35 protein-coding genes are annotated in these 24,136 nt (G+C 58.4%); 8 read left to right on the top strand and 27 right to left on the bottom strand.

The genetic code is table 11. The features are described from left to right. Positions 1-45: 45 nt before the first annotated feature. The 3 genes from BUA38_RS36505 to BUA38_RS04800 all read right to left on the bottom strand — a co-directional run bounded on the left by BUA38_RS36505 (position 46) and on the right by BUA38_RS04800 (position 2,479). Positions 46-669, bottom strand: coding sequence for a hypothetical protein (locus BUA38_RS36505; RefSeq protein ID WP_156898400.1), 624 nt, complete (start codon positions 667-669; stop codon positions 46-48). 253 nt (positions 670-922) lie between these two features. Then, positions 923-1,378: a hypothetical protein gene (locus tag BUA38_RS04805; protein ID WP_072816941.1), complete on the bottom strand. Its 456-nt coding sequence runs from the start codon at positions 1,376-1,378 to the stop codon at positions 923-925. Between the two features lie 135 nt (positions 1,379-1,513). Continuing rightward, positions 1,514-2,479 carry a site-specific integrase gene (locus BUA38_RS04800; RefSeq protein WP_072816940.1) on the bottom strand — a complete coding sequence of 322 codons (966 nt, stop codon included), beginning with the start codon at positions 2,477-2,479 and terminating at the stop codon, positions 1,514-1,516. A 144-nt stretch (positions 2,480-2,623) separates the two neighbouring features. Between BUA38_RS04800 and BUA38_RS04795 the strand changes: the two genes are divergently transcribed. Next, entirely contained in the window at positions 2,624-2,842 is a 219-nt protein-coding gene (locus BUA38_RS04795) for a ribbon-helix-helix domain-containing protein (protein ID WP_072816939.1), read from the top strand. An 11-nt stretch (positions 2,843-2,853) separates the two neighbouring features. On the opposite strand, the gene BUA38_RS36500 is transcribed toward BUA38_RS04795, so the two are convergent. Then, a complete protein-coding gene (locus BUA38_RS36500) occupies positions 2,854-3,042 on the bottom strand; it encodes a hypothetical protein (protein ID WP_156898399.1) in 189 nt (62 codons plus the stop codon). 126 nt (positions 3,043-3,168) lie between these two features. Here BUA38_RS36500 and BUA38_RS04785 point away from each other — a divergent pair, with 126 nt between their 5' ends. After that, a complete protein-coding gene (locus BUA38_RS04785) occupies positions 3,169-3,540 on the top strand; it encodes a hypothetical protein (protein ID WP_072816937.1) in 372 nt (123 codons plus the stop codon). A gap of 101 nt (positions 3,541-3,641) precedes the next feature. Here the strand turns inward: BUA38_RS04785 and BUA38_RS04780 are convergent, their stop codons facing one another. The 6 genes from BUA38_RS04780 to BUA38_RS04760 all read right to left on the bottom strand — a co-directional run bounded on the left by BUA38_RS04780 (position 3,642) and on the right by BUA38_RS04760 (position 6,685). Beyond that, positions 3,642-4,226: a hypothetical protein gene (locus BUA38_RS04780; RefSeq protein ID WP_072816936.1), complete on the bottom strand. Its 585-nt coding sequence runs from the start codon at positions 4,224-4,226 to the stop codon at positions 3,642-3,644. A gap of 38 nt (positions 4,227-4,264) precedes the next feature. Then, on the bottom strand, positions 4,265-4,528 hold the full coding sequence (locus BUA38_RS04775) for a hypothetical protein (protein ID WP_072816935.1): 264 nt from the start codon (positions 4,526-4,528) through the stop codon (positions 4,265-4,267). A gap of 541 nt (positions 4,529-5,069) precedes the next feature. Next, complete coding sequence (locus BUA38_RS36495) at positions 5,070-5,408, bottom strand: hypothetical protein (RefSeq protein WP_156898398.1); 339 nt, start codon at positions 5,406-5,408, stop codon at positions 5,070-5,072. Then, positions 5,408-6,034, bottom strand: coding sequence for a hypothetical protein (locus BUA38_RS04765; RefSeq protein WP_156898397.1), 627 nt, complete (start codon positions 6,032-6,034; stop codon positions 5,408-5,410). The genes BUA38_RS36495 and BUA38_RS04765 overlap by 1 nt, the downstream gene beginning before the upstream one ends. Positions 6,035-6,037: 3 nt before the next feature. Next, positions 6,038-6,286, bottom strand: a complete 249-nt coding sequence (locus tag BUA38_RS36490) for a hypothetical protein (RefSeq protein ID WP_156898396.1) — start codon at positions 6,284-6,286, stop codon at positions 6,038-6,040. Positions 6,287-6,352: 66 nt separating this feature from the next. Continuing rightward, positions 6,353-6,685, bottom strand: a complete 333-nt coding sequence (locus BUA38_RS04760; RefSeq protein ID WP_156898395.1) for a hypothetical protein — start codon at positions 6,683-6,685, stop codon at positions 6,353-6,355. A gap of 84 nt (positions 6,686-6,769) precedes the next feature. On the opposite strand from BUA38_RS04760, the gene BUA38_RS37800 reads away from it, so the two are divergent. Both BUA38_RS37800 and BUA38_RS04750 read left to right on the top strand, forming a co-directional pair. After that, positions 6,770-7,159, top strand: coding sequence for a hypothetical protein (locus BUA38_RS37800; protein WP_197685913.1), 390 nt, complete (start codon positions 6,770-6,772; stop codon positions 7,157-7,159). 138 nt (positions 7,160-7,297) lie between these two features. Beyond that, on the top strand, positions 7,298-7,489 hold the full coding sequence (locus BUA38_RS04750) for a hypothetical protein (RefSeq protein ID WP_072816931.1): 192 nt from the start codon (positions 7,298-7,300) through the stop codon (positions 7,487-7,489). Between the two features lie 367 nt (positions 7,490-7,856). Here the strand turns inward: BUA38_RS04750 and BUA38_RS36485 are convergent, their stop codons facing one another. Then, a complete protein-coding gene (locus tag BUA38_RS36485; RefSeq protein WP_072825826.1) occupies positions 7,857-8,084 on the bottom strand; it encodes a hypothetical protein in 228 nt (75 codons plus the stop codon). A 364-nt stretch (positions 8,085-8,448) separates the two neighbouring features. On the opposite strand from BUA38_RS36485, the gene BUA38_RS04735 reads away from it, so the two are divergent. After that, on the top strand, positions 8,449-8,667 hold the full coding sequence (locus tag BUA38_RS04735) for a hypothetical protein (RefSeq protein WP_072816929.1): 219 nt from the start codon (positions 8,449-8,451) through the stop codon (positions 8,665-8,667). A gap of 599 nt (positions 8,668-9,266) precedes the next feature. Here BUA38_RS04735 and BUA38_RS04730 read toward each other — a convergent pair. The 14 genes from BUA38_RS04730 to BUA38_RS04675 form a co-directional block, all read right to left on the bottom strand. After that, positions 9,267-9,446 (bottom strand): hypothetical protein, encoded by a 180-nt coding sequence (locus tag BUA38_RS04730; RefSeq protein ID WP_072816928.1) that lies wholly within the window; start codon positions 9,444-9,446, stop codon positions 9,267-9,269. 427 nt (positions 9,447-9,873) lie between these two features. Further along, positions 9,874-10,080, bottom strand: coding sequence for a hypothetical protein (locus tag BUA38_RS36480; RefSeq protein WP_156898394.1), 207 nt, complete (start codon positions 10,078-10,080; stop codon positions 9,874-9,876). Further along, positions 10,077-10,295 carry a hypothetical protein gene (locus BUA38_RS04725; RefSeq protein WP_072816927.1) on the bottom strand — a complete coding sequence of 73 codons (219 nt, stop codon included), beginning with the start codon at positions 10,293-10,295 and terminating at the stop codon, positions 10,077-10,079. The genes BUA38_RS36480 and BUA38_RS04725 overlap by 4 nt, the downstream gene beginning before the upstream one ends. Then, positions 10,292-10,735, bottom strand: a complete 444-nt coding sequence (locus BUA38_RS04720; protein ID WP_072816926.1) for a DUF5681 domain-containing protein — start codon at positions 10,733-10,735, stop codon at positions 10,292-10,294. The genes BUA38_RS04725 and BUA38_RS04720 overlap by 4 nt, the downstream gene beginning before the upstream one ends. 109 nt (positions 10,736-10,844) lie before the next feature. Then, positions 10,845-14,114, bottom strand: a complete 3,270-nt coding sequence (locus BUA38_RS04715; RefSeq protein ID WP_072816925.1) for a hypothetical protein — start codon at positions 14,112-14,114, stop codon at positions 10,845-10,847. After that, on the bottom strand, positions 14,114-15,898 hold the full coding sequence (locus BUA38_RS36475; RefSeq protein ID WP_156898393.1) for a hypothetical protein: 1,785 nt from the start codon (positions 15,896-15,898) through the stop codon (positions 14,114-14,116). Before BUA38_RS36475 ends, BUA38_RS04715 begins: the two co-directional genes overlap by 1 nt. Next, a complete protein-coding gene (locus BUA38_RS04705; protein ID WP_072816923.1) occupies positions 15,898-16,245 on the bottom strand; it encodes a hypothetical protein in 348 nt (115 codons plus the stop codon). The genes BUA38_RS36475 and BUA38_RS04705 overlap by 1 nt, the downstream gene beginning before the upstream one ends. Then, entirely contained in the window at positions 16,242-16,448 is a 207-nt protein-coding gene (locus BUA38_RS36470; RefSeq protein WP_156898392.1) for a hypothetical protein, read from the bottom strand. The genes BUA38_RS04705 and BUA38_RS36470 overlap by 4 nt, the downstream gene beginning before the upstream one ends. Positions 16,449-16,605: 157 nt before the next feature. Further along, on the bottom strand, positions 16,606-16,806 hold the full coding sequence (locus BUA38_RS04695; RefSeq protein ID WP_072816921.1) for a hypothetical protein: 201 nt from the start codon (positions 16,804-16,806) through the stop codon (positions 16,606-16,608). 14 nt (positions 16,807-16,820) lie between these two features. Continuing rightward, the gene (locus BUA38_RS36465; RefSeq protein WP_156898391.1) at positions 16,821-17,921 is read right to left on the bottom strand and encodes a phage tail protein; all 1,101 of its coding nucleotides are present in this window, start codon (positions 17,919-17,921) and stop codon (positions 16,821-16,823) included. After that, positions 17,908-18,105: a hypothetical protein gene (locus BUA38_RS04690; RefSeq protein ID WP_156898390.1), complete on the bottom strand. Its 198-nt coding sequence runs from the start codon at positions 18,103-18,105 to the stop codon at positions 17,908-17,910. The genes BUA38_RS36465 and BUA38_RS04690 overlap by 14 nt, the downstream gene beginning before the upstream one ends. 268 nt (positions 18,106-18,373) lie before the next feature. Continuing rightward, a complete protein-coding gene (locus tag BUA38_RS36460; RefSeq protein WP_156898389.1) occupies positions 18,374-19,381 on the bottom strand; it encodes a hypothetical protein in 1,008 nt (335 codons plus the stop codon). A gap of 271 nt (positions 19,382-19,652) precedes the next feature. Continuing rightward, positions 19,653-19,892, bottom strand: coding sequence for a hypothetical protein (locus tag BUA38_RS04680; protein ID WP_156898388.1), 240 nt, complete (start codon positions 19,890-19,892; stop codon positions 19,653-19,655). Between the two features lie 282 nt (positions 19,893-20,174). Next, on the bottom strand, positions 20,175-20,549 hold the full coding sequence (locus tag BUA38_RS04675) for a hypothetical protein (protein ID WP_072816917.1): 375 nt from the start codon (positions 20,547-20,549) through the stop codon (positions 20,175-20,177). Positions 20,550-20,645: 96 nt separating this feature from the next. Between BUA38_RS04675 and BUA38_RS36455 the strand changes: the two genes are divergently transcribed. Further along, entirely contained in the window at positions 20,646-20,885 is a 240-nt protein-coding gene (locus BUA38_RS36455) for a hypothetical protein (RefSeq protein ID WP_156898387.1), read from the top strand. 9 nt (positions 20,886-20,894) lie between these two features. On the opposite strand, the gene BUA38_RS04665 is transcribed toward BUA38_RS36455, so the two are convergent. Beyond that, positions 20,895-21,884 carry a Bug family tripartite tricarboxylate transporter substrate binding protein gene (locus BUA38_RS04665; protein ID WP_072825825.1) on the bottom strand — a complete coding sequence of 330 codons (990 nt, stop codon included), beginning with the start codon at positions 21,882-21,884 and terminating at the stop codon, positions 20,895-20,897. 75 nt (positions 21,885-21,959) lie between these two features. Then, a complete protein-coding gene (locus BUA38_RS04660) occupies positions 21,960-22,478 on the bottom strand; it encodes a GlcG/HbpS family heme-binding protein (RefSeq protein ID WP_072816916.1) in 519 nt (172 codons plus the stop codon). A 65-nt stretch (positions 22,479-22,543) separates the two neighbouring features. Between BUA38_RS04660 and BUA38_RS04655 the strand changes: the two genes are divergently transcribed. Next, a complete protein-coding gene (locus tag BUA38_RS04655; RefSeq protein WP_156898386.1) occupies positions 22,544-23,125 on the top strand; it encodes a MarR family winged helix-turn-helix transcriptional regulator in 582 nt (193 codons plus the stop codon). Positions 23,126-23,160: 35 nt separating this feature from the next. Next, positions 23,161-24,126: an amidohydrolase family protein gene (locus BUA38_RS04650; RefSeq protein ID WP_072816915.1), complete on the top strand. Its 966-nt coding sequence runs from the start codon at positions 23,161-23,163 to the stop codon at positions 24,124-24,126. Positions 24,127-24,136: the final 10 nt, after the last annotated feature.

Below are 24,136 nucleotides of genomic sequence, written 5' to 3'. Positions count from 1 at the left end.
CAATACGCGCGATTTGCCTCGTTTTTCTGAATGAGCTTAGCTGCCCTAGCCCGCGCGACCAGAAACGGCTTGAGGAGTGGAAGAGGGTGTGCGTCCCAGCTCACCTGCTCGATTGATTTCTTTCGCTAGCGTGGCCGGAGACCCGTTATAATGACGGCGATATTTCTCCTCCGGGAACGACCTCTGTAATTCTGCGAAGAAGCGTACAAAAGGAGAGCCATTGCCGGCGGCACCTCCATCGTGAGATGCGCCGCAGGGCAAGCCGCTTGACTTGAAGGCCTCTTTCACCGAAATCGCGAACTCGCGCCAAGCCTCTCCGTCTACGAAACTTGTTGTCGTCCTGACATTCTGTTCTGCCAAGTCGATTCCCGCGATAAGGCGAGGCAATAGATCAGACTTTAGAGATGGAACGACCTGTCGATGTCTCATCACTGTCGCAAGCTTTGCAAGCGCAGCTCGGGCCGCTCCGTCTGCTCCATCTGTTTTATCTATTTGCAATGTTTGTCGCAGCTTGATCGTTGCTCGTCGAATTGCACTGATGCGACTTAAAACGTCATCTTTGAATGGCGCGGTCTCTTCGAAGGAATATTTTATGTAATATCGCTCGACCAGGGACTTGATTTTGCATCGTACATCAGCGGGAATCGATTTTCCCAGCGCCTTCTCCATGCGGGCCCACGCCTCCGTTGTAGGTGTGTAATCGATCGGCTCGGCATGCCCGACATTTATCCTAAGTCTTTTTGGGACTCGCTTAGACTTGGGCGTCCTTGACTTCATCTTGCCCCTCCGCAGGAGCCCGCATGATGGTCGACGCGGCGGTCCGAGCGGAATCGGATTTTCGGGAGCTACCCTAAGCCGCGCCAGTCAAGATTTTATGTGCTTCGCGGCGAGACCACTAGAGGCGGGAAAGACCTAATAGCCATTAGCGCTGTTCCGTCTGAGCGTTGAGGTAACAGGGCTTGTACATGCCCATAAGCTCTTTTCCCTGCAGGAAGATCATGCGCGGTGTCAGGCCACCACGTGCGCTGATCCAGCGTTTTACTGCGGACGGATACATCGAATAGAGCATCTTGGTGGCTGCCAAATTGGTAACCTCGCGGCCGTCTGCTCCAGCGTCCCATGCGGCATGGAATCCGAGACTGGCCTGAGACGTTACGCAGATTCTGTCATGTGAAACGGTGCCGAGGACCATTGTGCAGGCCGAAGCGCACAGGCCGTCGATGACGATAGTATCGTGGGAACTGCGCAGGGCCCGAAATCTATCCAGATAGTTCCCAATCCGGCCGCCCCGATCATCAGCAATCCGGACCGTCGCTTTGCTCGCATCTACTGTTGCGAGCATGAGGAGCGCCACGATCACAAATTTGGCGAAGTTCATCTCTTAGCCTCCACTGTAGGATTGGATGAATCACAACGGAAGCAAGACGCTTGCCAAGATGGTGCTAGACCTCCCATTACAAGATTAAATTAGGGGCGGGGCTGTCGGTGTTAGGGTTCCCGTGAACATGACGTGTTAGAGCAACCCAGCCCCAGCATGGTCCTTGAAAAGCTCAGCGTCGCGGACGTAGCCGCGCAGTGTGTCGACCGACTTATGGCCGGACTGATCCATCATCTTAAAAATTGAAGCGCCCTTGGCCGCCGCTGATGTCAGGAAGCCCGCCCGCAGCGAATGGCCCGAGAATGCACCCGCGTCATATCCGGCGCGGCCGGCATACGCCTTGACGATATTTGCCACCGACCGGTCAGTTAGCCGGGAGGCCCCGACCGTGCCGGCCTTGTTGATCGGGCGGAATACAGCCCCTGTCTCGATCGCCGCCGCCTCGAGCCAGGCCCGCAATGCCTTGACCGGGCAGGCGAGGTCGCCTTTCGGTATGGCGATCGTGCGACCGGCCGCCTCCTGATCCGTCTTGCCGCGGCGAATGGTGATAAGCAGCCCGGTTTCGGTCTCGGCGAAATCGGCCACATCCAAAGCAACCAGTTCGGAACGGCGGAAAGCGCCGGCAAATCCAACCAGGAGCAATGCCCGGTCGCGTAGCCCTGTGAGACTGTCTCGCGCTGCGCCTACCATGGCCTGCATTTTGGCCGAGACGGCCGGCGCTTTGCGGACCCTTGCTACCCCGTACGTACGGCGGATGCCGCGCATCGTTGCCTTGACCCGTTCGGAATCGCTCGGGGTGGGGACCCCGGCAAGCTTATGGGCGTACCGGATGGCAGCGACCCGCCGACTGAGAGTAGATGGCTTAACGCCAGCGCCGGCCTCTGCCGCGAGAAATGCGGCGACCGTCTCGGGCTGGGCCGGCAGGGAGGAGACGCCCTTGGCATCGCACCACGCCTTGAAGATCCGAAAGTCGGTGCCGTAGGCCTTCCGAGTGCTAAGGGCCTTTTCGGCTTTGGCCAGGTCGACGGCAGCCGTCAGGTCGGGACCGAGTGCGGCGGGGAGGTTTTGGACGGCGTCGATAACGGTAAGGGACGTTGACATATGCCGGGTTCCATTACTTCCGAGAAGTCTCGTTATCGGAAGCTAACAGGATAACGGGCTATCATGCAAGCCCTAATCTCGAGTTGAGCCGCTTCCGTCCGATTTCTTGGTGTGCGAGCATTGGCCAGCTCACGTGGAGAAGAAATGGGACGCCCCGCCAAGCCAGCCAGCAAACCTGGGAAACGTGCTCCCGGATCCTTCAAGGCAATCCTGACCCGGATCAACGCCGACGGCTGGCGCGCCCTGCGATTGTTGGCCGCTGAGCAGGACACGACTTTGAACGCTCTGGCGGTCGAGGCCTTCAATGATCTGCTGAAGAAGCATGGGAAGCGGGCGGCCGTGGAGAATCCTCTACTGGACTAAGCGCGGCCAAATTACGCCGAACCAGCAGCCGCTGGAGGCTTTGCCGACGCAAAGAAATAGACGAGCCCGTACACTGGCACAAATGCCGACAGCACCGCGTGGACTGCGGCACCGTTCTTGACGCCCCTCACTATTCCCATGACCGGGCTGGCTATCAATACGATCACGACAACCCAATGCCAGATTGAAAGCGATCCCATAGGGCCCTCCCGCTTTTCGCTCGTTATGCCCTGTTCTTCGGTTGCCGTCCAGAACGAGCGAAAGATTGCTTGCGATCGCCCCTTGGTTGCGGAATTATCATCCTCTTTACCGTGGGGGACGCCTCCATGCATTTTCAGACAGTTGTTATTAGCGGCCTGTTTTTCGTTGCTGCCCTATCTGTCCTGACCGGATGCCAGAGCATCCAAGAGGCCATGGCGAAGCAACAAGAGGAAATTGCTCAACAGGATGACGCCTATTGTCGGTCCATTGGGCTCAACTTCGGCACCGATCAATACGCCCAGTGTCGCATGCTCAAAACTCAGTTGAGACAACAAGCGCAGGCGCAAGTAGCCGCCAACTCAACCGCCATGCTCGCTACAGCCGGAACGTTGATGGCCCCTCAGCCGGCACCGGCCGTTCAGCCCCTACCCAATATCCTGCCTCAGCAGACGCGCTGCCAGAGCTACGGCGCGACGACAAACTGCACGACTTACTGACAACGGCTAATGCCATGAAACGTTTTGCCGCCTTCCTGTTCCTGGCATCGTTCATGGGCGCGTGCTCCCCGGCCGGCGAGGCGACGGGAACCATGGCTTCATCAGCCGCGGTCGTCGACCCCGGTATCCCGACGACTTCTGCGAAGGCTATCCTCTAACTTTACTACGGCCATGATGGTCGGCTTCAATATTGACGGCGCTTCATCATATTTTCGACCATGCCTCCCATTTAAGCGTGGCAGCATAGAGCGCGGAATCAAATCCCAGTTCGATGGATCAGGGTTCGCTTTATCTCCCTTGCACTTTAGAGCAAAGCCAGCAGGAATCGGGCCGTTGCGTTGTTCCCAATTCAAAACATGGATTAGCTGCCATTGCTTCCGGCGCGGAAGGCCATCGTGGACCTTTCGTTCTGGATAACCGTCATACGTCAATCGTTCACTACCAATTGGTCTGTATTTCAGCGCTGCGGCTCCGATCCTGTGATCTTTTTTAAACCGAGCGGCAGCACTATTGGGATGCGTGGGCGGCTCCGTGGTGAAGCGACCGTTTCGTCCCGTTTTCCAACCCTTGTGTTTTCGCAGGTTTTTCAGGCTGACCGCTGAAACATCCGATCGATCAAAGCGAACACAAAACTCTCGGTGATAGTCGCTGATGACCAATGTGCAATTTGCAGCTAACCACTGCATTTCGGTTTTGCTATACGGAATGCGGAGCCGCCTAGTCACTACTTACCCCCTTCAAGAAGGCGATTAGTTTTTGAAGCCGCGAGATCCGGGATGTACCGTGTCGGATCAATGCCATGATCAGAGACAATCTTTGCGGCCTGAACCTGCAAGCTGGCATGACGTAATATCTGATCCGCGAGCGCGACGATTGCGTTACCGCGTCTAACTTCGATCTCGATCTGATCCGAAGTCAAATTCTCCTGCGCCAATCTCTCCACCTGCGCGAACAAATGGTCGTTGAGATCAGAGAGCTTGTTTTTCATTAAAATCTCCTTGTGCCGAGACTGTGCAGTTCAGCATGCGAGAGCAAATTTCGAGGCTGCGTCTAAACCGGTTTGACGAGAAGTCGGGCTTGGAATTTATCCCCGATAGTCACTGCTCACGTTCCTGACAGGGAACCGGACGAATGGAGGTCCACCGATTGGCGGACCATCAAAGATGCAAAATTGAAAGTCGAGCAGTCGGGTTTGTGGCTGTCGAAGGGGACTTCGCTGTCGAGCCTCTCGCCTCGGGCGCGCATGGCCCGCATCTCTATCCTTGTCTCCGTCCTGGCCAAATCGCAGTCTGGAACTGTCGGCGTGCGCGTGGATTCCTTTGTTGGGTCGCGCAGCGATTCTCGGGTTGCGACAGAGAGTGCGCCACATACAGCGCGACCGCCGTTTGACCGACGGAAAGAAATAAAGGACGCCCAGCTTGATCCGAGCGGCCCATTGAGAGGTGTTAGTCTATCTTCCGCCGATGGCCAGCGTTAGGACCTCGCGCATCTCATTTCAATGCCATGCCCGGGCCAACGGCCAGGTCAGTTCATACGGTACCGCAGTGGTACCTGTGACTCTCTACCGCCCATTCTGCTTTTTTGTCCTCAGATGCGCAGATCATGAATGTAGAAAGGCATGGATACCGGCGGCCATGCGACGAATAAGTGTCGCCTGGATTGTGCAATTCGCCATCGACCCTTTGGACGGCGGTGGGGCCGTAATAGTCGATCCAAGCCTTTTCCAGTTCGGCTTGGTGATGGCGTATCCGCGCCTTGGCGTCGTCAAGAGCGATAATGCCAACCGGCAATGTCGCGCCCGCTGCGGTGAAACCAAGAGCGCGAATGAGGAAGTTACGACGGGGTGCAATCAACATTAATTCTGACATCAGATCATCCCCCCTTTTTGCCAGTCTTGCGATCCGATCTGCTCGAGCAAACCGTCATCGTCGCCAATGCCGGTATCGTCCTCTATCTCGCCATCCACGACGCATGATCCGGGTGCCCACGCGTATTGCTGATCCTCCTGGCGATCAAGTGAGCCTAATGACGGCTCGCCGTCCTCATCGGGTTCGGCCCCGTCGTGCTCATCCTCCAGGTCTACACGGGCCACGGTACGCATTTCCAAAGGCTGCGTGCCCCAGGTTTCCTGATTGCTCCATTCGCTCGAAGTGAGGCTGCCGAGAGAGGGCTCGTCGGGCTCGCTCTCCTCATCCTCCCCGTTCTCCGGACCGTCGAGCTCGTCATCATCGCATGCGGCATCATCGCAGGCAGTGTCTTGGTCGGTATCCTCAAGCCCATCGAGGAAATCGATCAGGCTTTTCGCCAGCTCGCGGGCCTTCGGAATATATTGGACGTCCGCTGTGGTGCTCGGCAGTTCATCCAGCTTTGCCGCTACCCGCTCAGTTGCCTTGGCAAGGCGGAGGACTGCCTCACCCCATCGTGGCGGCACGGCCATCGCGAGATTGTCGAGGCCTCCGAGTGGTTTTCCTGATGGCGGTGGAACGTGCTTCATGGCTCAGCCCTCCACCAAAGCGCGGATATGCCGGCCGGTCTCGCCGACCACCTCGGCGGCGCCGCCGTCAAGGTGCTTGGGGTGATCGAACTCGGCCATATCCGGCGCTAAGCCGTCATCTTCGGCTGCGCGGAAAGCAGCCGAGACGAAGGGATCGCGGATCATTTGAGAGAGACGGATGCGGTTTACGGTGGTCAGAAATTCGGACGCAGTGGTCCGTGGCGTGCCAAGCACGCGTGATGACTTAGACATTGCTGTCTCCGTTGAATTGAAAGGAGTGCTCGCGGCTTTAACCGCGAGCTGTGAGGTCTGGCTGCGCTACGCCGCGCTGGCGAACCGCTGAACCGCCTTGATTCGGATGACGGTGGAGACTACGGCCGTCTCGAAACGCCGATAGGATTCGCCGAGATATTCCTTCACAGCTTTGCTATCGAGCCGGCCAGCAATTTGCTCGGTCGCGGTTACCGTGAAACGGTCGCCTGAAACCTCCACGAGGCCGCGGTTCTTGAACTCATCTTTCAGCAATTTGCATTCTGCCTCGGCACCCTTGAGCAGGGCATCGGCCTGACCGAGCAGGTCGGCAAGTGCCACGTCCGATACGTTGTGGAAGCGGGAGGGGGATGTGGTAGAGGGGTTGTCAGCCTGGGCCATGGGTCGCTCCATTTGGCTTGGGTTAGAGCCGGGGCGGAAGATTGCACCCTTCCCCTCGGCTTGCTTTTGTGATAACCCTAATTCATGGGAAAGTCAATTAGTGTTATCACAAAAAAGCGACGCGGCCGCCCGGTGACCACGGGTAAGGGCACCCTGGTGGGCGTCCGCCTGCTAGATGGTCCTCTTGCGGTCCTGGACGCGTGGATTGCGAAGCAGAAAGAGCCTGACCTTTCCCGTCCCGAGGCCATCCGCCGCCTAGTCGAGATAGGGCTGAAAGCGAACGTGACAAAAAGGTCGGTCAGCAAGCCCGGCCAGAAAGCGCGAGCCCAGGAGCTCGCCGCAAAGACGATCGATAAAATGCTAGACCCTGCCGCGCCTTCTGAAGAAAGGGCTCAGCGCCGCCGTCGCCTGACTAAGGGACCATCTGAGTTTCGCGAGGATCGCGTCGACCTTCCCAAGGCGAAAACAAAGTGAAGGGATGGAAATGGGCGGGGAGTCCAAGGGTTCAAATCTGCATCATCGTCGCTCTGATCTTTGTCATTTGGATAGTTCTGCAACAGCAATATTACTGAGTGCCCGCCGCTTGATCGAGATCGGGCTGAAGGCGAAGAGATGAGCGCCGCCGAAACATCGGCGTACCTTCTTATAGCGGCCGGCGCGTTCTGGATTCTGGTGGGCATCCTCGGTCTGAGGGACGCCGTTAGTTCGAACGATGAAACCGTCGATCAGTATCCCGAAGAACGAAACGAATCGCGCTCACGTCCTGACTTCCAACGGCAGGACTTTCGCCCGCCGAACGAATAGCTAGGCGTTTGCCGCCGCGACGTAGCCGCGCCGGTGGGTTATTTAAGCGGCGGGCAGCGCGCTACGCTCAGCCTGCATCGGCGCTTCCACGCGGGGCGAGCGCGGTCTAAGATGGGCTTTTGCCGAGCCTATTGTCATGATTTTCGATAGTGAATTAGCTCAGTCGCGACGGGATCCGATCCGGTTGCGCCAATACTTATGGCGGGCTGCCAATGTTTGCAGACGCAAGGGGCTTAGATGCTCGGCCCTAACGATCGTCAACAACATGGATCAATTGGCCGATGCGATGGCACGCGGTGCCTCACATACGAGGCGCAGCATACTTCGTTTCCCCGACCCCAAGCCCTAGCGGCTTCCCTCCGCGCGATCAGCGCAACGATGCTGAATCGTCTTGGAGCTGCTCTAGGCCCGCTTCGATCACGCCCAGCTCGATTGCTATGGTCCCCATGAGGAGGCTGAGGTTGAACTCCGACTTTGATTGTAATTCATTCAGATCATCCGCGAGTTTTCGTCGATGATCTCTGAGCTTTTCCAGTGAGTGCTTGTCCTTGAGCCGAACAAGCGCGCTGACGATTTGCTCCATGGCCTCGGACATTTGAGCTACCTCCGCCGATCCAGCCAGTCCCCGCACTGTCTCATACGGGAGGCCGCAAGACGCGGTAGTCCTGTATTCCCCAGGCCCAAGCTCTAGCGGCTTTCCGATTATCCGAGATTGCGGAATCATGGGGGATGCGAGAGCAAAAGATCACACTTGGGGAAATGCGCGCGGCCGGCGTGAACGGGCTCCTTATCTATTGCTCCGACTACCGTTGCAGCCACCACATGAAGATCAGCGCTGATCCATGGCCTGATGAAGTCCGGCTATCGGATCTGGAGCCGCGTTTCGTCTGCAAGGCGTGCGGCACACGAGGGGCGGACATTCGGCCGAACTTTGCGCCAGCAAGGATGGGCACTAAGGGATGGTAACCCGCAAGCCGATCGATCTTCCGCCGAACGTCGCTCGTGCCTTTGTGAAGGCCATGGAGGACTTTTTCGCAGAGCAAGACAAACACAAACAGGATGCTATAGCCGCCAACCAACTCAGTGTTATGAATCAGTTTCGCGGACAGCGTGACGACCCGCTTCGGCTCAGTGATATTAAGGAAATGTTTCGAGCGCTAAAGGGAATTGTGGGTTGACGATGAAAATGCCCGTCATGACGCCAGTAGAAGCCAAATGCGCCGAGTGCCAAGGCACCGGGTACACAGTGGTCGCGCATCCTAAGCGCCCCGCTGTCCAAATCTATCAGGTCTGTAAGGAATGTACCGGCAAGGGCCGCGTGGTCGCCAAGTGAGGCGTTCCTCAGTCTGGATGTTGATCTTCGTCGGCTCGACAATAGGTGGCATGGTGCCAGAGCTGTGGGGCGGTGACATGCTTTCCTATTCTGGCGTACTGCTCAGCGGCGTCGGTGCGTTCGCGGGGCTGTGGGTCGCATACAGGCTTTAAGCAAAAGATGGCGGCCAACCATGGCGGCTTTACTCATCCCAAATGCGTTCGCCGCACCTTTCACATTTGAATAAGCGAATTGTCTTCCCCTGCTCTGGATCGAGAAACTGATGGGTCTGTCGAAGGGCGGCAGAGCACGCCGGGCAGTGAAGAAACCGATCTCGCGCCAGTGTTTCTTGGTTGTCGTCGTTCATGCGCCACTTCTATCTGTACCGGCGCTAAGCTCAAAAGCGAGGGTTGGTTCCAAAATCAAGATTAGGACAACTCTAATCCATTTGGGACAGAGGCGGCCTTATTCCTTTGAAGCTATTTTCGCGATGGCCTTTTCCAACTCAGAAGCGAGCACCAGGAAGTGCGCGGCAAGACGTGCGAAAAGCTCGTGTTTATCTGCGTCGGTCGCTCTAGAGGCGATCCTGTCAAACTCTGCTGCTTGTTCCCGAAGCTTCGCTAACTGCGCCTGCATATCCTGCATGAGATGGGCTTACGTCGGCGGCTTAAGTTCGCCCTTTATCCAAGGGTCGTCAGCTTTCATCGGATCGTCTTTATCGCACTCGTCGCAGGCGAAAATCGACCCAACAGATGTTGTCCGGCGCTTTAAAGGGCGTTGGCACTTCGGACATTTGTCGGATGGCAATAATCGGGGCATGGTAGTCCGGCAGCGTAGTGGAACCGGGTTCCCCTGTCTGTCGCCTTGTCGACTCAACTCAAATTAGATCACTAGCCGGCCTTATGCCGTGGCCTAATTTGCTCCCGCGAATGGCCACTTGCGACCAATGGCCCTGAACCTTCTCGCGTCTGGCCCGTACCTATTTACAGGCTGGGGATTAATCGGCTCAGCTGGCGACAACAGCGCATCTGGGCACCGTTTCAAGCCCGGGGGCGCTGTTCGCGTTAGTGGCCTATTTTGAAATAAACCGGAGATCCCGCAAATGCGCCTCGTGGCAATTTTGGCTCTCGCTCTCGCGCTGTCTGGATGCAATGGCGATCGCATCAAAAGCAGCATGAATGGCCTCCAGGCGCAGCCGGAGATGGTGGGCGCCAACCGTTAGGCGGCCATCCGCGCGGGCTTCTTGTTGCTGAAGTGCGGCGGATTGCCTAAAGCTCAACTCTCGATCCTCCAGCAGACGACCGTCGGCAGATCGAACGCACCCATTGCGCCGGACATCATCGCGGCATCTACTTCGGCTTGAATTTCCTGATCTGTCTTGCGGCGCGTTCCGTCGCTATTGCCGCTTGTCATGCCCCAAACACAGAACGGCCGGCCCTCGGGGGGAGCAAGTCTGTCTTCCAGTTTCTCAAGACGCTTGCGCAGCAGGCTCATTGGTTGGTCATCCTTTCAAGCTTCTCAATGCGTTCGGACAAGTCTGTGGCTTCGACCGCCTTCACATAGGTGTCGACCAACTTGCTGATCTCCGCAGCCTCAGCCGGCGTAATCTCTCCGGCAGCGACCGCCGTCAGAACCGCCGACATCGTATTTGCGGCTTCCGAGATTCTGGTAATGACCGGAAAGTTGAACGTAACCGGCCGGTCCTTCCGCGGCGGCAAAATTCGATCCAGGCAAATCCGCAACGCCGTTAGGTCCCCAGCCAGGGCGAGATCGATTGCCTTCTGTGTCAGGGCCCGGGCTTGGCCATCCAAGAGTGATTCCAGCGCGAGAGTCGTCGCGTTGCGCGATCCCTGCGGTCGGCCGGCCGGGTTACCGGACTGGCCCTTTGCAAACCTTCCGGACTGCTTTCGCCCAGTACTATCCGGCTCGGTCATTGTGCTATTATCCGCAAAGCAAGGACAATCGATCCCATGACCTTACGCATTGCCTGCATCGCGGCCTTCACCATCCTGATGGTGGCTTTTCTGGCGTTGTGGCGCTGGTTCATCTACGAGCACCAGGCGTCATTTGCCGAATGGGCGGCGGCGATAGCGCTAATGGTGCTGGCGGGGCTGTGGCTCGATCGCTCGTCGCGGGTCCGCCGATGACTTGCCCGGCCAATCCACCGGCCCTTGTAAATCGCGGATCAACAGCGCGCCTTGGCTGGGCTCCATAAAACAGTTTCGTCGCATTTCGGGCTGCCTTGGCGTTGGCCAAAGAGGTCAACGCCTTGTCGATACCAACAGCAACAGCCGCCCCGGGCACGCCGCCATGACTGAAGCCCAACAGCGGCAACAGAGCATGCCGGGCGCCGCCGGCTATCTTGGCCAGCATCGGCGCTGTGCCGGAGGGATTTGTGGTGCCCTTGACCGGGATCATCTGCTTGTAGACGCCAGCCAGTTTCTGCATCAGTTCGCGTTCTTGAGATGTGAACAGGACATGCGAGAGCGCCTTGCCGTTGCCGTTCAGGAACTCATGCAACCGCTCAGAAATCTTCTGCGGTCCCCAATCAAGGCGTCCTTCGGTTGGCTCGGTAAGCTTGGTCCACATGCCCTGACGAACCGAGTCCCATCCTTCGGGGCTGATCTGACCTTTCAGTCTTTGTGCCAAGCGTACTGAAATGCCGCGATCGCCAGCGCCGGTACGGCCATAGAGATAATCAGCGACTTCGGTCGGCGAAGCGCCCATGCCGCCATCGCGGCCGGAAATCTTGGCAATGACGCGGTCGACTTCATCGCCCGGTGCCTTTGCAGCGGATGCGCGAAGATTGTCAGCATGCGCCAACATCCTGGCTTTTTCTGCCGGCGAATAGAGAACATCGGCAGTCGACTTGCCACGCCCGTTGATATGCTCGGCGATCCGGTCGGCGATTTGCGCAGGGTCGCGCGCTAGCATGCCGCCTGGCGCTTCAGTGATGCTGTGCCACATCCCTTGTCGGACGGCAGTAAACTCGGGCGAATTAGCGCCGTGCGTGTCCCGGATGTGCTGAGCCAACTTCGTTGCCGTCTGGCTATCGCCAAGCCCCGATCGGCCGAAGAGAGTTTCTGCCACACCCTGAGGCGTTGCGGGTTGACCGCCTTCACCGACAATCTTCTCGAGCGTGCGGCCTACCGTATCAGTTGCCGCGCGGGGCGCTTGAACTCTATTCCTTGCCGCGGTCGCGTATTGCTGAAGGGCAGCCCTTTCTTCCGGCGTAAACGCGACCTGAGAAAGAGCCTGGCTGTGCGTGCCGCCTAGAAAGCTTTCAATCCGATCGGCAATCTCGCCCGGCCCACGACCCGTCGGTCCTTCGGTGAGATGCGAAAATAAGCCCTGCTTATATGCCGCCCATTCCGGCGAGTTTTCACCGAATATCTGGCGAAGGCGCTGGGCAACTTGAACGGCCTGCGCGCCGCCAGGCCGGGCCTCGGGCCCGTACATAACCTGAGCCACGCGAGGGGCGGGAGCCGGATCCACACCGTTGCGACCGATGATGTCCTCGAGCACACGACCGACCTTGTCACCGCCGCCTTGAGAGGTGAACGTATTACGGTAGTCTGAATGAAGCTGACGCGCCGTTTGCAATTGGTTGAGGAACGCTTGTCCGTCACCAGAAAACCCGCCAGCTCCGACAACGTCGCGAACATGATTGTCGAAGGCGTTGATGATGCCGCGCATGGCGCGAACATCGGATTGAACCCCCGTTCTCATCGCTGCCGAGCGGGCATCGCTCGCCAAGCCGATCAATTGCTTTCGCACTTCCTCAACTGAGGACGGCGTAATCGGCCTTGGCGCCGGCCCAACACTGCCGCTTGCGTTTCTGACCAGTGGGCGATTTGGCTCAGCCGCATTCGGGAAACGGGCGCCTCCGACCTGATGGTCGATAATGCCCAAGGCCTGTTCGGCCATCGGGGTCGATGAATTGACGTAGACCGGGCTTTCGCCGGCGCTCAAACGTTGCCGAATGCTCTGACCAGCATTGCGAAAGCCGGCCGGTTCAAACTCACCAGGCATTTGCCGCATGGCCTCATAGGCCGCGCGCGTCCTTGCCCGTGCTGCTTCGGCTGCATCCCGAACCGCCTGTGATGTGATCTCGGCTGCGTGGTGCGTATTCTCTGCAAGGTTTGCGCCTTGAGCCAAGCCTGCGCGCGTCGCCTGTTGCTGCGTCTGCAATGCCTGATTGGCGGCTTGTTCGCTGGCGATAGCGGTCGAGGCTTCCCTTCTGGCAGCGTCCGAAATGATCTCTCCGGCTCTAGAGGGCAGCACAGTTGCGCTTTGACCTGAAGGATCAAGCGACGCGGCGATGTTACCGTGCTGCGCCTCAAGCGCGGCATTCTGTATCGCACGCGCAGCCTGGCGCGCCTGTTCGGCTTGACTCAATTCCGAAGCAACTTGCTCGCCGGCAACATGAGGGGTGACGGGGGTTGGAGCGGCAGGGTTCAAGCCTTGGCCAATTTCGTCCTTAGCCTGATTGACGCGGGTGTCCTGCAAGTCGGCATGGCTTTGCGCGACCTCTTGAGCTTGATCGCCCCGGCCGCCGCGGAGCAGGATTTGCTCTTCGGCGGAAGCTGCGGGGTTTTGCGTCACTTGGGATTGCGTCAGTGGAACCTCGGTTGAACCGATCTTGACGGTATTCATGGGCGTAGTGGCTGCGGGGCGGAAACGATCCGCGATGGCAGAAGCAGTCTTGCCGACCGCGCGGCCGATCAACGGGCCGGCTATGCCTCCGCCCGCACCAAACTCGATTCCGCTGCCTACGTTCTCACCGCGCACGGCCGCATCGGCCCCACCAAGTACCGCACCCGAGGTCGCGCCTCGCACCATCATGCCGGGGAGGGTGCCCGTTAGGCCAAGTGCTTTCGCGCCAACCCCGGTTGCCCCCAACGGCGCCAACGCAAGCGTTCCACCAACCATTTTAGCCGCAGTGGATGCGATCGGATTTTCCTTGTCGTAAGTTTCAGATGCAGCCTTTTCCTGCTCCAAATTCTTGGCCGCCCGCTCCGAAATAGAGGCACCATCTGCGCCAACGCCAGTTATGGGATGCGCTAGAGCCGAGAGATAGGCGCCAACCTTGGGGACGGCGGCGCCAAGTACCGGGACGCCCTCAAGAGCCTTCTGCGCTGACATCGCACCTTCAGAAAATCGCTTATCATTACGGTCAAAGCCGGATTGCGGCGCCCCGGCCGTCAGCGACTTGTGGATCTCATCAACCGTCGCGTTCTGCTCGTCTGGCGAAAGCTTCAAAAAGCTATCGTCCACATTGACGCTGTGACCTTCGATGCTAAGAGTCGGCATTATTGGATGCTCCAGGTCACACCGGTAGATGTTTTCCCTGCCCCAGGTGTTGGCGCGACCGCCGGCTGAGCGCTAGACGCAGGCGCATTGCCTTTAAGCTTGGCGATCGCCGTTTCGATCTTCTCGAGTGACTTCCGACCTTCGGGTCCGATGAAGTCATACCGCTTCGCGCCTTCCGGCCCGAACAAATCGGTTGCCTGCTGCTGTAGCGCTTGCTGCTTAGACAAGATCAGATCGCGGTTAGATTCCAGCCCCGCAGCAAGTTCAGCGCTCGTCAAGTTAGAGCCGAGGCGTCCGCGCGATTCCTCGCGTTCATGCACGCCGCCGCCGGATGAGCCCGAATAAAGTTTGCCGATTTCGCCGGAGAACTTCGCGACGCGATCATTTAGCGCGTTGACCTTGGCCGCGTTTGCCGTTGTGCGGTTGCCTATAGCATTGGCGGTGTGCCCCAAGTCCGCAGAACCCAGCCCGTTGCTGTTGTTAAGATCAGCCGCTGCTTCGGCGGCTTCGCCAAGATGGCCGAGCGCCGTCCCCATCAGCACCTTTTGGCCGCCGACGGTGCTGGGCGACTGCGATCCCAACTCGGTATTGAATTTGTTGCGTGAGGTGTACGTGCCCGTGGTAAAGCCCTGTTCGTATCGCGCGACGTAGGGCATCAGCTTTTGCAAGTTACGGCCCGTTCCGGACATATTGCCGTCTGCGATGTCCTTGACCGCAGCAGCGGTCACAGGATCAAGCGATTTCAAGAAGCCTTCGTCTCGGCGCGTAACGGGATCGTAATTCGGCTCGGCATGAGAGACGGAAGAAATTGCGTTACCACCTGGTGTGATTTCCTTCCCGGCAGTATCGTATAATTTACCCGCTGCCTCGTCAGCGAACGCTGGCGTTTCGTTGCCAAGCGCATCTTTGATCACTGTAAACTTGCGCTGCTTCGCGCCAAACATCTGCGGAACGATCTGCTGCATGATCACGGGATTGCCGGCCGCAGCGCGCGCCATATCTTCCGGCATGCCGCGCTTGATCAAGGCTTGTACTGTTTGGTTTTGGTTATTTGATCTCTGGTCGATCGGCAGTGCGGCGGCGGCTTGGGTAAAGCCGCGGGACAGCCCCGTCCCCCAGCTCGGGGCGCCCGCCAGTCCGCCGGCAGCTGCCAATAACGTTGCGGTATGAGCACCAGTAGCATCGCTAAAATCCTTTATACCTTGGCCGATGCGGCCGAGGAGGGAGGATTGCGGCACGGGAGGCGCGTTTTGGGGTTGAACAGGCACGTTTGATTTCTGGGTCGTGTCGTCGACGCTCGGCGTCGGTGGCGGCGAGGAAGCTGCTGCCGGGGTTGGCGCGGCTACCGGACGCGGCTGCGGCATTGGGACTGTGGCGGGCGCGGTCGCATTGCTGTTCGCGACCGCTGGCGGCAGGGCTGGCGCGACAGGAGGGCTTGGAGCGATAGGCACATCTTTACCGTCTAACCCATGAGTCCATCCCGGCGAGGGTGTTGCCACCATCGGCGACAATGCTCCAAAGGGAGCTGGCGCCGTCATTGCTTGATTGCCAGAAATACCTACCGAGACAGGAGGCTGCACACCAGTTTCGAATACGCCCTTTGCCGCTTCTTTTGCCGCATCTTCTTTCTTCTTTTTGTCGTAGGGGTCGTAAGGCGAACCAGAAATGGCTTTTGCAAGCGCGTCCGTGTCGCCAGCGTCGGGATTTAGTGCGGCATAGTTCGGCCCCCCGCTCAAGATACCTTGCGGCAGATAGCTCATGATGTCGTCGAGGATGCCCGCCATTAGTGCCCGATCCCATTCGCAAAAGAGTTCAGAAGTTCAAAGTGGATGTGGAACGCCCAGAGCACGTCCTCGAACTCTTCGAGCGAAGCCGCCGGCATACCGACAATAGCCCGCGCTCGATTGTGCTCATCGAGCCGAGTGGCCAACCACTCCGGATCGTTCTTGGCCTCGAGGAGGAACGCAGAGGCGGCATTCACCGCAGCGGCTATTTGCTCGGTGCTCGCGGCCTGACACATCCATTGGTGAGCACGCCAACTTCGCGTGGCCGCCGGATCTTGGTCCAGGTAACCGGCGATTGCTGCCCTGCGGAGCGCCTCATCATTCTCGGTCAGTGCATCGCCGGTCATGCGGCACCGCCCTGCATCGTAGACAGCGGATTTTTGCCAAACGCGGCGAGAAATTGCAGCGGATTAATGCCCTGGGAGCCGACCGGCTTCGCCATCTGAATCGGCTGCAACGAAGGTATCGCAGCGGGCGCCAACAGCTTCTGAGCTTGGGCCATGAGCGCCAATTGGCCGTCTTGATCTTTTGGCCTCTGCTGACCGTTCAATATGCCGAACTGCGCTGTCGGCTGAACATTTAGCGGCGCGCCAGGCGTTGCAGTCGTCGACGCGTCAGGCTGAGGCTGCGATGGTTGCGGCTGTGCCGGCAACTGAGGCGCAAGCGATGCGAACGGGCCGCCAGCGAAAAAAGAGCTCCAGTCCATTTCAGGTCCCAGCATCCTGCGAAATTTGAATGCCGTCGGCGCGCAGCCTATCGATCACGCTCCTGCGGACATATTCCGAAGCGGTCATGAGGTGCCGCGCCGCCGCGGTATCAATCGCAACGGGAAGGGCCGGAGGACAGCGCACACGGATAAGGTCCGTGAACCGGGTGGAATCGTCGGATTTGCGGAGGGCTTCAGTCATTAGATTGCTTCCCATCAGAGCACCCGTAGGAGGTAGGTAACACCGACGGTCGGTTGCACCACTGGCATAGCGGTCTGCGCTACATTGCCGTTGAGGTTGAAGGCGGCTGAGATGCCCGTCGTCGAAGAGCCGGTGGTTCCACCGGAAGGGGTAGCGGCCGTCAAACCGCCGCCGCCCGTTGCTGCCGAGAACGGATTGCCAAGCACCGCCGTGAAGCTGTGGGTATGGCCAGGATCGGTTATCGTAACTGCGACGTTAGTATTTGGTAGGTTAGATCTAGCAAAAGTATACGATTGCGCACCATTCGCACACGTTGCACCCACGCTCGTCATCGCCGTACCGCAGCCCGTCGACGCTGATGTCAGACGATTGGCGGCAGAAAAGCCAGGCATGGTATCTAGGCCGGCAGGCACGCGGCCGCTCAGATCGATGATCTGGAATTGCCCACCGGGGCACGATCCGCTCGCGGGCGTTCCAAGCGCAGTCCAGTAAGTCACATAAGTAGTCGTGCTCAGACACTGACCGGCCGGAAACACGAAATTGCTATTCGGAACAGTCGACAGCGTATATGGAACAAGTCCACCTAGCGGCACCGTCAAAGCGCTGCCATAGAAGTCGCGCAGCATCCATGCGCTGTTCGCAACTGAAAACCGGAACGTATATGGCGAACCCTGAATTAGGCTTGCCGCCCCTACCCCGACGCCGGCCGCACTCTGAATTGGATAGGCATTGCAAGTATCGGCCAGCAGAGTCGGCGACACACCATTGGTCGCGCTCATCGTAATCGAAAGCTGCTGACCATCGTTCGGAACACTTGAGCCGGCAGTACATAGACCTTGATTTGTCGTGACGAGGTAAGCGGTCGAGCTGCCGGTCGTGGTTAGTAATCCCGAGATATCGTCGCGGTAGGAGGCCAATGCGGCCATCATGGAACGAGCGCTATCATTGATCGAAGAGGGCGGCTGATTTTCACGCCAGTTTATGGCTGGGTCGCTACTGGCGTTTGAAGATGAGGTGGTTGACCACTGCCAAACACTGGATTGAGCCACGCTGATCACGAAGGGAGACCAACATATAATTGCCAGCGCGGTCCAGAAGCGATTACCGCGAAGCATCTTTATCGTCCCATGCTGTCGCAACGATGAGCACGAAGAGGGTGGACAAGGAGCTTACCGCCCATTGCACCAAACTGTGGTGCGCGCCGCTGAGCAATGTCGGCGCCCAACAAAACGCGACTACCCCAGCAATCCAAACTTGATTGCTGTAGGCCACCCAATAGTTACGAAAGACTTTGCCCATGGTCGGCTCCATCGTCTGCGTCTAACCTGCGGACCCAATCCGCGAGAGGGGTAAGACTGGCAGCGTTGGAGCGGCGCGAGTGTGCGCAGACCAAATCAGCTAGTGGCAGCAATGTAGCGCCCATAGGTGGTACGATCAAGGTGGATCGCGTTAACAGGTCGAAACGCTAACGTGGCAACTCAGCGAGGAATGGCCCGGCGGTCGTTGATGAGTCCGCCATGCGTGTTAAGCCATCAGAGCGCTTTGCGCACTTCTGAGGAAGGCGACGCTAATCCCAGAGCCCGCGGCTTACGGTGTCGCCCCTTTTTGTCGTCCCATCTTCCAGCAGAGTTTCGTCTAACGAGACCAACTGGCCCTTACCAAACTTAGCGATTCCTGTCGGAAACGAACGATAGTAATCACTGATGTACCAGCGAATCCTCGTGGCGATTTGGCTACGATCAAGACGTCCCTCGAGTAGAGAAATTATGACCTCATTGATTACCGCGTCCTTTTCAGGAAAGTTATCCGGTAGCATTCTCTTGATCATCTGCTGATCCGCCGGATCCCAATCGTATTTGAAGGTGCCGACGGGGACCTCGAGTACGGGGTTTGAACTGGGGCTAATTCGTTTCTCGATTTCGACCCGCACAAGCCGATTGAACTCAGGATGCATTCGCCGATACCGATAGAATGCTGCCGCATTCGCCAGTACCAACGACGGGTTGCGGCGAATGCCGCCCCTCGCGATGCCGTGAATGATTTGCTTGATTGGCCGTCCATTTCGCAATGCATTCGTAACGTTTGCGATCGCCTCAGGCGTTATAGTGCCAGCTCGAGCATTCCGAATCCGATCGCACTTCAGACACCGGCGGCATTCGTAGCCGTCTTTGCTATAGTAAATGCGCCCGGCGTCGAGTGGGTGTCCGTTGATGCAAAGTATCCTGTACAGTTTAGGAGACTTCAATGCATCGGCGGCCTTTGCATTGATCTTCGCAAGCCGTGCAGCCTCCGCACCCCATTCCGGATAAAGCGAACAGTGGGTACGAAATTTATACATTCGTGCGATCGGCGGTCCAAAGCGCTTCTCTCCGCCAGCAATACGCTTCAACGTTCGACCGGCGCGCAAGGCAGCCATAAAGTCATTAGCTTGTGACCGCGTCATTGGCCGTGGGCAACGGCTCGCGGCGTCATTCAAGTCGTCCAGGCAGGCGCCGACGTTAGCGCAACCGGTTGGGTGCGGGCAGTTAGCGCAGATTTTCGGCTGAGAATGACGGCGACTTGAATGACGTGCCATGAGCCTGCTCCGTTGCGCGTGATTGCGCGCACGAAGCGGGCTCCTGAGTCGCGGCGGGCCTTCGACAGAAAAACGGTCGTGCGAAAAGATAAGGTGATGGAGTTAGGTCAGGCCTACTGCTTGTACCGACTCGTTGCTGGTTCGTTCGAGACCATCAATGGGCGTTAGCTCTTCGAGCTACCCCTCCCATCTTAGGGTGGGGTAGCGTTGGCCTGCACGAAGCTAGCTTTGTGGCTGACTTTCGCGGTTACCTTGAAAGCCTCTCAGGAATTTAGCTTCCAGAGGGATTCAGCGTTGGGTCTTCGCCGCCGGGCCTCGACGGGTCGAAACGATCAAGCACTCGTGGCGTGACAATGATCGGCCTGTTCACCTGATTGTAGGCTCCGCGAAGATCCGACAGGTCACGGCCGAAATAAGCCTTGCTCCGGTGGTGCTCAGACGCCGCTGCCATTTGGACCGCCAATCCTGAGATCAGCAGCGCGCCGAAGATGGTAAGTGCTGTCTTCTGCATGGTCGTCTCCATCGTTGGACTGTGGGGTATTGCGTCTTGATGCACCCCTTCATCAATTCCATCCAACATGGCCCACACGTGCGGAGGCGCGTGTGGTTCGCCTCACATTTCACGAAGGCTTGACGGCACTTGGCGCCCGCCGCGAATGGCGGGCTTCTTTTACAAGGCGCTCCCGGCCGGCCTTCGCGTGTGCAGTATTGCCTTCGACCTCCGGTTGCGCTTGGATGGCTTAAAACTTCATGCAACCGGGAGGCGCATATGACTGATCCCGCTCGGCTGATCTCAATACTCCGCTGTCGTGAACTCAGCGTGCATATGGGTGTACCCAAGAGCAGCGCAGAGATGGAAACGGTGGAACCCCTCCCATAATCTGTATCGTTGTTCGCCCGGGCGATGGATCAGTAACAACGGCGGAAGAGGGATCCTATCTCGTATGGCCAGCAGAATGCTGGCACTGCGGATCACGCCAGGCCGATCTGGATCGGGCTTGTCGAAGTTGGGCGTGCCGACGCTTCGTCTTGCAGGGTCGATCAACGCAATCGGGATTGGTCGTCCCGACGTGCTCGCAGGCGCCGCCGACGACGGTTTGAAGTCGGCCAATCCCGCCTTCACGATCAACGCGCGTGCCTCATCCAACACCATCGGATCGATCGGCATCAACGGCCCCTTTTTCTCACGACCTCCTAAACTCAGTTCGAGTAGAACGCCGCAACGAAATCGCAATGAATTGGGTGAAACGACCGTGAACAAAACGTGGCGGAAACACCGGTCGAACCGAGAAAAAACAACGACTTAGAAAATGAGCACTGCGTTCGGGACGCAGGGGTCGCAGGTTCGAATCCTGCCGCTCCGACCATTCTCCCAAATCCTTTTAGATACTACCGTTTTCGGGCGCAACGACTGGCAGCCATGATTAATATCCTGCCCGACGGGCCGGTTGGCCGCGCCTTCATCCTGGCTTGGCTGATCCTGCCGATCTCGCCCGAAGCCTGAATTCTGATTTCAATTCGGGGAAATGTTCGCGGCTTTGATCACGTCACGCCACTTTTGCGTTTCGTTCAAAATGGTGGCCGCGAAATCTTCTGGCGTGCTTTCGATTGGTTCGATGCCGGCGGCCTGCAATTTTTCCCGAACGGCGGGGTCGCCAAGCGCCGTTCGAATTTCGCGGTTCAATTTCGCAACGATCGCGGGCGGCGTCTTTGCAGGTACGACGATCCCCTGCCACGCCGAGGCTTCGTAGCCGGAATAGCCCAGTTCGGCGACGGTGGGCACATCCGGAAACTCCACTGAGCGTTGCGGGGAGGCGCTGGCCAGCACCCTCAGCAAACCTGCCTTGAGGGGCTCGCGCGCAGTCGCCACGTCCAGCATCATGACCGGAACCTGTCCGGAAATGACGTCTTTCAATGCCGCGGCCGCGCCTTTATAGGGGACGTGGACCATTCGCACGCCGGCACGATTGAGCAATAGCTCCATGGCGAGCTGGTGCGGGCTTCCCGAGCCGGCCGACGCATACACCAGCTTGTCCGGCGAAGCTTTGGCCATCGCGATCAGATCGGCCAGGGAATTGGCGGCGAACGCCGGACTGACAACCAACAGAAAGGCGAATCTTCCCGTCAGCGATACCGGCGCGAAATCTCTGGCCGGATCATAAGGGAGGTTTCGGTAAAGGCTCGGATTGAAGGCGTAGGTCGTCAATGAGGACGACAGCAATGTATAGCCGTCGGGGGTGGCGCGCGCCACCGCCGAGGCCCCAATCTGGGTACCGGCTCCCGGCCGATTTTCGACGATAACCGGTTGATGCAGGGATGCGGAAAGCCGTTCGGCGATAAGGCGGGCCAGGAGATCGGTGCCGCCGCCGGGCTCGAACGGGACGACCATCTTGATCGGATGAGATGGATATTCGTCGGCCCGCGTTGCCGCGGGCGAGACCAACGTCAGCATGAGAGACATACCGATCGCCAGCAGGCGATCCGTCCTGGTTGATGACGTCATCTTCACAATCATCGCCGCAACGTCCTGACACATGGTTGAAGCAAGCAGTGATCCGGTGCTGAATCCGGCGGGCGGCTATCTGGAAGCCGAGACGCCGGCCCCGGAGATTTCGACGTCCTGCTCACCGTTGCCGCCGCTCACGCCGATCGCACCGACAAGCTTGCCATCGACCACGATCGGGGCGCCGCCCGGCGCACCTGCGATGCCCGGAAACGTCAGAAAAAACAGATGGCCGGCTTCTATTCCGTCATAGAAGGCCTTCGTTGGGCGTCGGTATCGCGCCGCTGCCGCAGCCTTCTGTTGCGCAAGCTGGATTGCCGAATAGGGCGCACCGTTCATTTTGACGAAGTAGACGAGGTCGCCGGTCGGCTCGACCACGGCCACGGCGCTCGGAACGCCGATCTCGCGTGCCTTGGCCGTGGCAGCGTCGGCAATCCTTTGCGCCAGCTCGGCCGCAATGGGTGTGCCAAAAGGAGCCGCCGGAGGCGGCGCCGGTTGCTGACTGCCCATCGTTGGCTGAGGCGTTTGCGCGGCAACCCCGGTCACCACCGCGGTAGTCAGCAAAATCGCCGCAACTGCCGTATTCACTTTCATCGGCTTGCTCCTGCGTCCAGGCTTTGCGTGCCGGGCACGGCCGGTGGGCCCACGTCGTAAGGCGGTTGACTTTGTCAATTTTATATCGTTTCATTCGAAACAATCACACGCCAGTAGCTGAGTCAATGCAGGCTGATCCTCACAACCCACAAGCCACGAGCCTCGCCAAATCCCGCGCTGCCGCCGGCTCCGGGGGACTGATCCTCCGCGACTTTCTGCCGTACCGGATTGCAGTGCTGGCCCGCGGCATAAGCGGCTCCCTGGGCAGGAAATATCGGGACCTTGGCATCACCATTCCCGAGTGGCGTCTGATCGCCCATCTTGCGGAAGTTGGCGCTTGCTCGTCCGGCGAAATCTGCGCCCGGACGGCGATGGACAAGGCCAAGGTCAACCGCGCCGTCATCAGACTTGTCGCGGCGGGGTATGTTCTTGCGGGTATCTCCCCGCACGACCGACGGGTCAATGTGTTGAAGCTCACCGCAAAGGGACAAAAAATCTACGAGCGGATCGTGCCGATTGCGCTCGACCACGAAAGCTCGCTGCTTGCACCGTTGTCGCAGGCGGAGCTGAAGGAGCTTGTGCGGATCATTGCAAAACTCCAGTCACGGGTGGACAGCATGTGGACCGCCACCGATCCAGCCGAATAGAAATCGATAGTGATCTGAGTTCGAGAGGTCGGCATATGAACGTCGATGTTCATTCTCACATCGTCGATCGTCAGTATCTGAGCGATCTGGTGTCAACGCTCGGGCTTGCGACCGAATCGACCAGCGACGGCAAACACCTTTTCAGAAGGGGTGGATCGACGGTCGCGTGGTCCCGCGAAGATATGTTCGACGTCGATCATCGCCTGGACGAGATGGACAAGAAGGACATCGCTGTACGGATCCTGTCGCTCAGTGCGCCGAATGTCTACCTGTGGGACGGGATCGACCAGGCGAAGGCCGCGCGCCAGATCAACGATGCCCTGGCCAGACTTTGCCGCCGATCTCCCGACAGGCTGATCGGCCTGGCAAGTCTGCCGCTGAAGGATATTGACGCTTCGCTCGCCGAACTCGACCGCTGTGTCAACGATCTCGGGATGAAGGGCGTCATCATCGGGTCGAACATCGACGGCCTTCAGCTTGACGATCCCAGATTTGAGCCGGTTTGGGCGAAGATCAACGAGCTTCGCCTCCCGGTGTTCGAACACCCGATGTTCCCTCGCAATAGCGCAGGGCTTGAAGGATTCGAATTGCCGTTGCGGCTCGGGCTCATCTTCGACACCACGCTCGTGGCCACGCGGCTCATCTATTCGGGGATATTCGAACGCTATCCGGATTTTCCCTACATCATGGCGCATACGGGTGGCGCGCTGTTGATGGCCATGGAGCGTCTGGACAACGGCTACCGACTCTTTCCCGATTGTCGGCGCTATATTTCGAAGCTGCCAAGCGAGTATGCGAAGCGGCTTTACTACGACACCACGGCGTTCGACGAAAATGCATTGATCTTCGCGATGAAGGCGGTTGGACCTCGCCAGCTCCTTTTCGGCACCGACGATCCCTTTATCAACGCCGATACGTCTCACGTCACGAAGCTGCCGGTCAGCGCGGCCGACAAGAAGCTGGTACTTGGTGCTAACGCCATTCGTATATTTGGCTTGTAGGCTCGAAAGG

This window comes from Bradyrhizobium erythrophlei (assembly GCF_900142985.1).
GTDB lineage: Bacteria > Pseudomonadota > Alphaproteobacteria > Rhizobiales > Xanthobacteraceae > Bradyrhizobium > Bradyrhizobium erythrophlei_B.
This window is presented reverse-complemented; position numbering and strand designations above follow the sequence as displayed.